At 59.9% G+C, this 9,825-nt stretch carries 6 protein-coding genes; 3 read left to right on the top strand and 3 right to left on the bottom strand.

Annotated features, from left to right (window positions below; genetic code table 11):
* Positions 1-427: 427 nt before the first annotated feature.
* From NFE57_RS16425 to NFE57_RS16415, 3 genes are read right to left on the bottom strand one after another with little or no spacing between them, the layout of a single operon-like run.
* Positions 428-1,654, bottom strand: coding sequence for a 5'-methylthioadenosine/S-adenosylhomocysteine nucleosidase family protein (locus NFE57_RS16425; protein ID WP_252136671.1), 1,227 nt, complete (start codon positions 1,652-1,654; stop codon positions 428-430).
* The gene (locus tag NFE57_RS16420; protein WP_252136670.1) at positions 1,642-2,133 is read right to left on the bottom strand and encodes a response regulator; all 492 of its coding nucleotides are present in this window, start codon (positions 2,131-2,133) and stop codon (positions 1,642-1,644) included. Before NFE57_RS16420 ends, NFE57_RS16425 begins: the two co-directional genes overlap by 13 nt.
* Positions 2,123-5,581, bottom strand: coding sequence for a hypothetical protein (locus NFE57_RS16415; protein ID WP_252136669.1), 3,459 nt, complete (start codon positions 5,579-5,581; stop codon positions 2,123-2,125). The genes NFE57_RS16420 and NFE57_RS16415 overlap by 11 nt, the downstream gene beginning before the upstream one ends.
* Positions 5,582-6,064: 483 nt before the next feature.
* Between NFE57_RS16415 and NFE57_RS16410 the strand changes: the two genes are divergently transcribed.
* The 3 genes from NFE57_RS16410 to NFE57_RS16400 are packed head-to-tail and all read left to right on the top strand — an operon-like array spanning position 6,065 to position 9,509.
* Positions 6,065-6,520 carry a hypothetical protein gene (locus NFE57_RS16410; RefSeq protein ID WP_252136668.1) on the top strand — a complete coding sequence of 152 codons (456 nt, stop codon included), beginning with the start codon at positions 6,065-6,067 and terminating at the stop codon, positions 6,518-6,520.
* The gene (locus tag NFE57_RS16405) at positions 6,517-9,012 is read left to right on the top strand and encodes a DNA methyltransferase (protein ID WP_252136667.1); all 2,496 of its coding nucleotides are present in this window, start codon (positions 6,517-6,519) and stop codon (positions 9,010-9,012) included. Before NFE57_RS16410 ends, NFE57_RS16405 begins: the two co-directional genes overlap by 4 nt.
* Positions 9,012-9,509: a PIN domain-containing protein gene (locus NFE57_RS16400; protein ID WP_252136666.1), complete on the top strand. Its 498-nt coding sequence runs from the start codon at positions 9,012-9,014 to the stop codon at positions 9,507-9,509. The genes NFE57_RS16405 and NFE57_RS16400 overlap by 1 nt, the downstream gene beginning before the upstream one ends.
* The last annotated feature ends 316 nt before the right edge of the window (positions 9,510-9,825 follow it).

The raw sequence follows: 9,825 nt of genomic DNA, 5'->3' as shown, positions 1-9,825 counted from the left end.
CCCCCGGCAAGCCGTCGCAACGCGGCGAGATGTTCGATCGACTCGTTCATTTCAAATGTTCTCGCTATGTTCCTTATAGCGCTTTGGACCTGTTTTTTGTCAAGCGATCAGCGCAGGACTGCCAACAAAGTCGACATTCACGACGCCTCGCTTGGCCGTCGAAACCGGCCGTTCATTCACGCGGCCAATTATGGCGCCTCCGGGGCCGCGTTGCGGAATGTCAGCTTTCGCTCGCAAGGAGGAGATAGCAGTCGTTGCCGCGTTTAGTACGCGGCAGCTCTGGATAGCCTGCTATCAGGCATACTGTTGCTCGGCCGGGAAAATTGATAGATGAACTTCGACGCTATCGGGGCGACACCTTAGGTCATCAAAATCGCCTGTCAGCTGGAATTGGGTAGATTGATGGTCTTTAGCACAGCATGCCGCTCTAACCACTTATCAATCGGTCGCCATATCGCTCAACTAGCAGTCGCAAGGCCTGTGCGCTCGCATACGCAGCGAAGCGTTGATGTCCATCTTCCTTATCCGGATCCGCAAAATCGCAAACGCCTTTGAGCGCGAAGCACTGCGGTTGCGGTTTGGATGCAGAATGAGCGGCTGCGAATAGCCCGTAAATCTCCATTTCTACGCCGATCAGCTCTTGGTGCTGACTGCAGATTTCCTTGATCACATCGCCGTCGGCCAAGACCGCCGACCCCGATGCGACAGGGCCTACAAATATCCTTGGCACGCCCGAAGGATGTTCGGAATAGGAGGTCGCGATCTGGCCGAGTGCCTCTTTGTCCTCGCGAAGCTGCTCGACATGACTGCGCACATGCGCGGATGCGGGCAATTGGTAGGGCCGCATTGAAAATTGCGTGTTCTCCTTATCCCGCACACGCTTGCCGCTCTGAAAATCCCATGCAGGATCAGCGAAGAGAACGTCGCCCAGCTTCACCTTGTCCCTTACCCCGGCGCATATACCTGTCATGCAAACGACGCGGGGGCGTAGAGCAGCGATGATCGCGGAGGTCCGTAATGCGGTGGCGATCATTCCCATGCGCGGCGCAGTCGTCACGCAGATCGTGAGGGTGCGGTTGCCGACGATAACAGTGCCGTCGCGGACAAACACCATATCGTCGATCGGGCGCGCAGCCGACCAATTCCAAGGCAGCTTGAGAACTTCTTCTTGCTCCGGTTTGGCGAGCGCGCAGATCACCGCGAGATCGACGCGCTCAACCGCCGCTCCGGAAGTTTTTATCGTGCGCTCAACCAGATAGCGCGCGCAATTCGTGGCCCTGCCGACCCATTCGTCATTGTCGTCGGCGTAGTGCAGCACGGTCCAAGTATAGTCTTCGAACTGCTGCTGCACTGCTGCCGCGACTTCGCGATCGGCCGTGATACCAAGAATGTAGCGAGGCGGATTGGCAATTTCCCCTTCGCGAATCTCGAAAAGCAAGTCGGCGGAATGCTGCGTATCTTCACCTCCTTCAGACCAGAGAGGAAGGAGGATATCGAGAATGAGCAGATCATAGGCTCGGCTTCCGAGCTTCTCACGCGCGCCATTTGCGGAATCGACTAGGTCGATCTGCTCCCGCGCGATACCGATCTTCGCGAAGGCGATGAATAGGCGATCATAGCGTTTCGGGTTATCGTCGACGACTAAGATTCGCATTTTGGATCCCCCGTCAGCCCCGTCTCGACCAGAGTCACACTGAGCACCGTCTTCCATTCGTCGAAGGTCGAATTGTAATGCAGTACGGCGCGAAGCACTTTCGGAAACTCGTCCATCAATTCGGTTCGCAATTGGGCCAGATCAACCGTGCTTCCGCCTTCGCGAAGGAAGCCCTCGTAGCCGGTGATTACCACCGTCGGACATTCGATCTCCGACATGGCCATGTTCCGCAGAACCTCGGTCCCTCCGAATCCCTGCGGCCGGCCTCCACGCTCGCGCTCGCCGACGTCGAACGTCGGAAGCGACATATCCAGGATGAGAAGATCGATCGCACCTGTCTCGAGAACGTCTAGCGCCGAGTTGACCGACCGAGCGAACAGGATCCGGGCGCTCGGAGTAAGGTCCTTCAGAAGGGTTTCAATATGATGGCGCTTTGGCGCTTCATCCTCGACCAGCAGAATTCGCGGCTCACGCTGCATCGGGAGCCTCAGCGCTGAACTGGATGATGGCATAGGTCACGTCGAGGCGGAATCGGCCCTCATCGTCGAAACCGAAGTCGATCTTGCCGCGCGGCGATTGCATCACGACGGCAGCGAGCTTCGCGAAGCCACTGCCCTCCTCGGTTCTGGTCCGACGATCATGCGCGCCGTCGGCAATAATCTTCCGTATTGCGGTTGCTTGCTTCTCCTTATCGGTCCTGTTGGACGCCCGGCAGTCGCTTACGACTGACAGGGTCAGGGTCGCGTCGTCCTCGTTCCACCTCGCGGTGACATCCACATGCGGAGCCTTGAGCCCGGAGTGCTTCCGGGCGTTGCCAAGACCTACGAAAACCACGTCGTGGACAAAAACCAGATTGGCGGAGTGTAGATTGAGGTCACCTTCAGCGATCTGACTAATTTCCGGCGCGAATCCGCGCTGGGACTTTAACGCCGTATCCACGCCGATCTTCAGAATTTGCTCAAGCGAAAACAAACGGTGCTTACGCAAGGTGTCGGCATGGACGAACCACTGCGCCACCTCGTCGAGCTTGCGTTGAACTTCATTCGCGGCGCCGCCCATCGCCGCATCGAATTCAAGCCACGCGACTTCCTGTTCGGCGAGCGCACGGACGCGGGCGCGAACTATGTCGAATTCCTTGATTACCCGGGGCTTGATGTCGTCGGCGATGAACGTCCGGATGGCGGCCAGCGAAGTTTCAATCGCCGCCCATAGGATTGGCACGGCGACGCGGATAAATTCCGGGAAATTGAGGTCGAGCCGGATCAGGGCGCGCGCCAGCCCGACCATTCGCTCGTTGAGATTCAAGGTAATCATGCCTTGCGGCTTATCGATGCTTCTCAAGTGAAAATACGTGTCCTTCGCTTGCGAGATGATCTCATCGAAGCGCATCGCGAAGGCCCGAAGAGCGCCATCGATTTCGAAACGTGCCTCTTCGTCAAGATGATTGAACCGGTTCAGCCAGGCGTCGTTCCGATGATATTCCCCCGCCTCGGATTCGCGGGTCGTGATGAGGTTGGCGAATTCAAGCGGACCGCGGATCAAGCCGATGAAGCTCTGATGGCGCACGCGCTTGGAGAGATAGAAATCTAGGCCGAAACTGGCATTGTTCAGGAACTCCTCGCCCAGCCGTCGAAAAATGCTGAACAGTACGGCGTCAGCTTCGGTTTTGGGGACGAAATTACTGCGTTGCGCGGGATTGGCCGCCAGTTCTCGCAAGACGTCCTCGAAATTCTGGGCGCCGTCGATGTCAATATCAATAAGGTCCCGGTAGCGTTCATAGTCTTCGGACAGCTCTTTGGACGCCCATCGCATCAAGCCGTCGCTGTCGACGTGTATTCGTGTACTATCGACGATCCACTGGCCCTCATCGAGTTCGAGGTCATTGGCGATCGTGATGATTTCGTCCTGATAGTCCTGGATGTTGGGGGCGTCGATCCGGGCCAGCAGACCACAAATGGTTTGACGTTCTTCAAGGATGGCCCTCGTGCCCGAGAAGAGGCGAGTCAGGTCGAGGATGTTCGGAACGCAGATGTAGCGTAGAAAATAAACAAGTTCGTGCTGCTCTACGCCGAGACCCTCGGCCTCAAGGTCCGAAGGCCGGGAAACTTCCAGCTGCCGCAATGCATGACCAGTAGCGAATCTCAGTCTCGATGCTGTCTCGCTAACCTCCTCCTCAGTCCAAAGCAGATGAAGCGCGATCGGCGATGCGAGAGGATGATCGACCGCCTTGAAATCCTGCCACGCAAATCCGCGCAATGCACTAACCACGGGCAGGAAACGCACATGGGTCGCACTCCTGGTGCCTTCGCTAGCGAGCAGGGTGATGATCCGCTGTCGTTCTCCCAGCGCGTGCAGTGCATGCAATTGGACCAGCGCGCGGAGGTTGCGAAGCGGTTCCGGCCAATCCCGGTCCGACCCTCCAAGTGCGCGGTTGGCATTCTCGAAATCGCCACGATGAATATGGCCAATCGCGCGGAGCAGTTTGTGCGCGGCTGCGTCGCTCTCGTCGGGGCAAGCAGCTTCGTACCAAGCTGCGCCGGTGACGCCTTCTGCGTGAGGACCAAGGGCGCAGCCTAAGTCCCACGGGCGATCCTCGGGACCTTCCGCGGGACTGTTGAGGCCGATTAGCCATGGCCGCCAGGGTTGATCCGGCTGACTCCTCCGCAATTGCATCGCTGATTCGAGAAGCCCGGCGGCGAGTGGGAGCGCACGCAGATTGAGCGCTAGTTTTGCAAGTTGTGCCCAAGCGTCTTCTGAACCGTCGCACCGGCTTTGGATGCGCGCGATCAATGCCGCAACGTTGGTCGGTTTCGCAGGGATAGGATCGCCCGTGGCTCTCCGATAACTGAGCGCGAAGCCGGAATAGATGTGATCCCAAGGGTCGTCCGAACTCAACTTGCGCGCTCTTCGGATCGCCGGCACAATATTGCCCTCGAACAGCGCATCAGAGATGGCGGTGTCCCGTTGCGGTAGCTCGAAGTTGCGCGATGAATCGAGCAACCTCTGGATTTTGGTCAGGCGAAAATCATCTATTTCCAGCTGATCGACGCAGTGCATTATAAGTCGGACACGCTCTTGGCTCGGGCTCCGCCGCGCCAGCTCTTGCAGGATCGCGATATAGGTCTCGTAGACATCTACGATGCCATGGCTTTGTTCGACACGAAGAATTTCCGCGAGGCCTATATCGGTCGCGGGCATGTCGCCCTTGAGCCGGTAGCGGTCATAGGTCTTGGTCGGTTCGCTGTGCACGGCGACCGCAGAAATGCGGGCTTCGACGTCATCCATGAATTTGCCGAGGGTCGTTCGATCCTCGTTGCGAACGCTCGTATGATAGACGGTGAAGTTTAATAGGCCGACGCGGTGTACGTTGCGCAACTCCGCCGCGTAACGTTTCTGCCGCTCGAGCCCGCCAGCAAGATGCTCCAGGGCAAGCCTCAATTGCACCGACCAAAGCGAGACGCCAAAGATCGTCTGCATTGTCGAAACACCGACGATCGCCTCCTCATATGCGCCGGCGAAGGTGGCCGACTGGACGAGTCGGGTCATCTGGACCAGCGCATTGATGCGGAGAGTCTCGCCCCTGACGCGCTCGGTTATCCAGAGAAGCTCATTTTCCAGAGCGACGGTAGGAGCCTTAGAATAAATTCCGGTAAGCTCGTCATAGGCGACAGGGATCGCGGCGAGGTCATTGAGCTGCCCCTTGGACTGCTCGACCGTCCATTCTAGAAATGTTCGGTAAAGCCCAGGCTCGATGGCGGCACGCGCATCCAGCAACAGGTCCTGCAAACCCGAACGAAAAACGCGTTCCGGCAGGACTCGACGCTCTTCTACGAAGCGCTTTGATCGAAAGGTCGCAACCAACCCGCGAAATCGATGTTGAAGGTCAATGAAGCTTCGATTGCCCGCCTCTCGATGTAACGTCGTCATCCTTGCGCCAGAATCCTACTCCGAGGGGCCCAGTTGTAACTAAACGTATGCCTGAGCGACGGTTATCGCGTTTGGCACGGTCATGAAAGGCCCCGCCCCGCACGATGACGCCTTAGGCACGATGAACGAACGGCAGGTTTCGAGATTTCGCCGTCTTGAGCGCAGCGCCCGGAATGAGGCGCGTAGCCGCCCAGCACCTTCGCCAAAATCAGCCGGGCAGCTCGTGGGCCGTAAACGGAACGGCGGCTTCGCAATGTCACTCTTGAATAACTGACGTTCGCAGTCGTCGCGACCGTGACACGCACAGTCGCTCGCCGGCAGCGGGCAGAGAGTCGGGGCGTCCGCAAAGTAGCGCCGCCGAACTTCACCGTATTACAACGGGCTTGAAACGGGCATGATACCCGCTTAAGCAACCTGAAGCGGGCACCATACCCGCTTCGGGGTAACGAGTGGTCATCGTACCCATCTAGGAGATCGACGATCATGATCCCGGCCGGCCGCGTGCAAAGCCTGACCGAGCTGACCGCCAATCAACTTCGGGAGTGGTCGCATCGACGCGACCTCATTCCACCGGATATCGACGCGGGCGGGCCGGGCCGGCCCGCGCTCTATAGCTGGCAGACGGTCCTGTTGTTGCGGATCGCCGTGGTCCTGCGCGAGCGGTTCCGGATCGAGCTGCAAGCACACAAGGATCTCCTGCACGAGTTGCGAGACCTCTTTTCGGGGGTCCCCTTCCCGACATTGCGCGGCTGCGTGCTTGCGCTTCGCGCCATGGAGCACGGCGAACTCCTTTCCGAGGGAATGGTCCGCGTCGGTGGCGGCGATCCCGACACCTTGTTCCTGCGGCTCGATCCGCATCTCGACGTGCTCGAGGCGGAGTTCGCGCCGCAAGACCAGACTGGGCAGCTACCGCTATTTCGCGCGGTGCGGATCCGATGAACGCACTCGCCTCGATCGAGCAAGGCTTGCGCGACCTCGGCTACGAGGCCGGCGCGCTGCATCGCGCCTATAGCTTTGCGGACGTTCTAGATCCCGCCGCCGAGACCCGAACGGTCGCGCTGGCGGCCTTCACCCAGACCCCCGAATCCTTCCGCTCGGCGGCATTCGGGGTGGTCGAGGATGCGCCCAACAGCGCTGCCGCGGTCATGGCCAATCGCGCGCTCGGTGCGCCGATCTTCTTCTCGATCGACGGCGACGATGTAGGCGTGTGGGCGGTTGGCGCGCGTACGGCGCCCCGGCTGCTTGAACGACTTCCGGTCAATCAGTTGCCTGCCTTGTTCGCGAGGCGCCGCGACAGCTGGACGCCGCAAGCGCTGCATCGCGCCAAGGCGTTGGGTTTTCCGCGCGGCCCGGTGCAGTTCGATTTCATCGATCTCGGCCTGCTACCGGCGATCGAGCAGGAGGTGCAGCACAAGCTCCATCGGACGATGGCGGAGGTGCTCGACCTGCTGCTGCCTTCCCAATCGGGGAGAGATCGCGAGAAGGCGGCGTTCCGGCTGACGTTCCGGTTGCTCGCGGCGAAGATCCTGATCGATCGTGAACATCCGGCCGCGGCGGGCTGGGCACACGAAGATGTCGCCGCAGTGCTCAACGGGATCCAAGGCTATTACGGATTGGGCCTGCTCGGAACTGACGTCGCTGCCGTCGCCACCGACGACATCGTCGTCGCCTGGGCACGGCTGCGCCAGTCGATCTCGCTCCGTAACATCTCGTCCGACAGTCTCGCCTTCGTCTATGAGAATACACTGGTCACAGCGGACACGCGCAAGCTGTTCGGCACACACAGCACCCCGCGCCCGGTTGCCGAATATATGCTCAGCCGGATCGATCTATCGCGCTGCGATCCAGCGAAGGTGCGGATCGCCGAGCCCTTTGCGGGCGCTGGCATTTTCCTCGTCGCGGCGCTGCGCGAGCTTCGCGATCTGCTGCCGCCCGAATGGCCGGCGGCGGAACGGCACCAGTTCCTGGTGGAACGCATGGCCGGCGCCGAGCTCGATGCCTTCGCGTGCGAGGTCGCAACACTTTCGCTGATCTTGGCGGACTATCCAAACGCCAATGGCTGGCATTTGAGTTCCACCGATCTGTTTAAGGCGGGGGCGCTTGAGGCGTTCCTCAAGGATACGACGCTGATCCTGTGCAACCCGCCGTTCGAGGACTTCACCGCCGAGGAACGGGCCGACTATCCCGAGGCCTTTGCGATCTCGCCATCGAAGGCGATGGTCGCGCTCCATGCCGCCATCGACGCGGGTCCCGAGGCCCTCGGGTTCGTATTGCCGCGTGGGGTGCTACAGCAGACCAAATATCGTAAGCTGCGGCAGCGGCTGGCCGCCGCTTATGGCCGCGTCGAACTGGTCTCGCTCCCCGACCGGATTTTCGAGAAGGCGACTTACCCGTGCGCCTTAGTGATCGCGACGGAACGCCGCGCAATCGAGAATGCCGAAAAGCCATTACGGCTCACCGCCAGGACAGTAGTGGATAGCGCCAGGGTACAGTTCCTTGCCGACGGAAGCGTCAGCTCAGTTCGGGAGACGGTGCGGACAGCTCCCGAAGGCAATTTGTGGGTCAGCGAGTTGGAAGCGTTGTGGTCCTATCTGCAGGACGCGCCTCGGCTGGGGGAGCAGGCGGAGATTTTCCGCGGCCTCCAGTGGCGTTCTCAACGCGCGGGGGTGTTCGATGAAGCTGGCCCTATGCGCGAGCGCGGCATCTATAAACCCGGGGACAGTCTGGCCCCGTTTCATCTGATGAAGCCGGTCTGGCTCAGCAGCGATCCGGAACTCAACCTCTATCCGGGACCGCTGGCGCGCCCTTGGGAAAAGCCCAAGGTCATCATCAACAACCAGCGTTCGTCGCGCGGTCCGTGGCGGCTTGCAGCCGCCGCCGATGCAAGTGGGCTTTGGGTCTCGCAGCAATTCACTGGAATCTGGCCCACCCGTGAACTCGGGATCGACGCGCTCGCCGCGATTCTCAACGGGCCACTCGCCAACGCTTATGTGACCGAACACTCGACCGATCACGATTTCACCAACGTCATGCTTGCTAGCATGCCATTGCCGCGCAAGCTCGACGCGGCGGCGCTCGGCGAGGCGGTCCGTGAGTATCAGGCCGTGCTACACGAGAAGCTGCAAACCGTACTCCCGGTCGACTACGATGCGCGGCTTAACCGCCTGCTCGTCTGGATCGATGCGCTAGTGCTCGACGGCTACGACCTGCCGCCGCGTCTCGAGCGGCAACTATTCGACTATTTCGCAGGCCGCGACCGGCCCGTGCTTCACGAATTCCGCGGCTGGTTGCCAGGAGATTTGAAGGGATATGTGCCGCTTTTCGAATGGCTGACCAAGGGTCACGGCCCCAACCGCGGCGCGTGGGTGCTCGATGTCTTCAAACCTGCGCCTGCGGAGGAGAATGACGCGCTCTCCAGGTTCCTTGCCTGATGGAGCAGATCCTTCTGGACACCAATTTCGTGTCGGTACTGTTTGACTCGCGACGCCCCAATTTCGACGCGGTGAAGGCACGCGCAGAGGCGTTCACCGAGAATGACCTCATCTATCTGTCGGCGATCGTCCTCGCTGAGCTGCGCTATGGAGTGGAGGCCGCGCAGCGTGCCGGGCAGGACATCAGTCATATCCGCCATACGCTCGTGCAAGCGGTCACCTATCCGCTGGCGGAAGTCGGTCGCCACACCGCGGAAACCTACGGCGACGTCAAGGCACGCCTAGCCGACTTCTATCTCGACCTCGCGCGCCGGCCGCCGCGATGGATCGAAAATTGGCAGGATAGGGCCTCGGGTCAAATGCTTCAGATTGACGAGAACGATCTCTGGATTGTCGCACAAGCCGTCGAGCGCGATTATCTTCTACTGACAAGCGACCAGCGCCTGGCGGATCGTTTCTGCCCCGCGATTGCGGAACTCCGTATAGAAGTTGTCTGATCTTTTTGGCTCCATGCCGAGACGCCGAATGGCCGCTTCCGGGGATAGTTCAGCGCAGCTTCTTTGTCTGTAATTAGGGCGCGAAGCGGATACGCCGGTTCGCTGGCCGGAAGGTCTGCTATCTCGATTTGTGCTCCTGAAAGGAGCCATTCCGGTTTGTCCCAGAAGCGGTCATCAGAGCCTCTTGGTCGTAAGCGTGTTCTGTAGGCCGCCTTGCCGCTGAGGGGATTGCTGCGATGCTTGTCGCTGGCAGCGGAGCGGCGCGTTGGATCAGGAAGTCATAGCGGATGAGAGTAGTCATACGAGTAGTCGTATG

This window comes from Hephaestia sp. MAHUQ-44 (assembly GCF_023806085.1).
GTDB lineage: Bacteria > Pseudomonadota > Alphaproteobacteria > Sphingomonadales > Sphingomonadaceae > Sphingomonas.
Note: the sequence above shows the minus strand (reverse complement) of the source record. Positions and strands in the feature narration are given on the sequence as shown.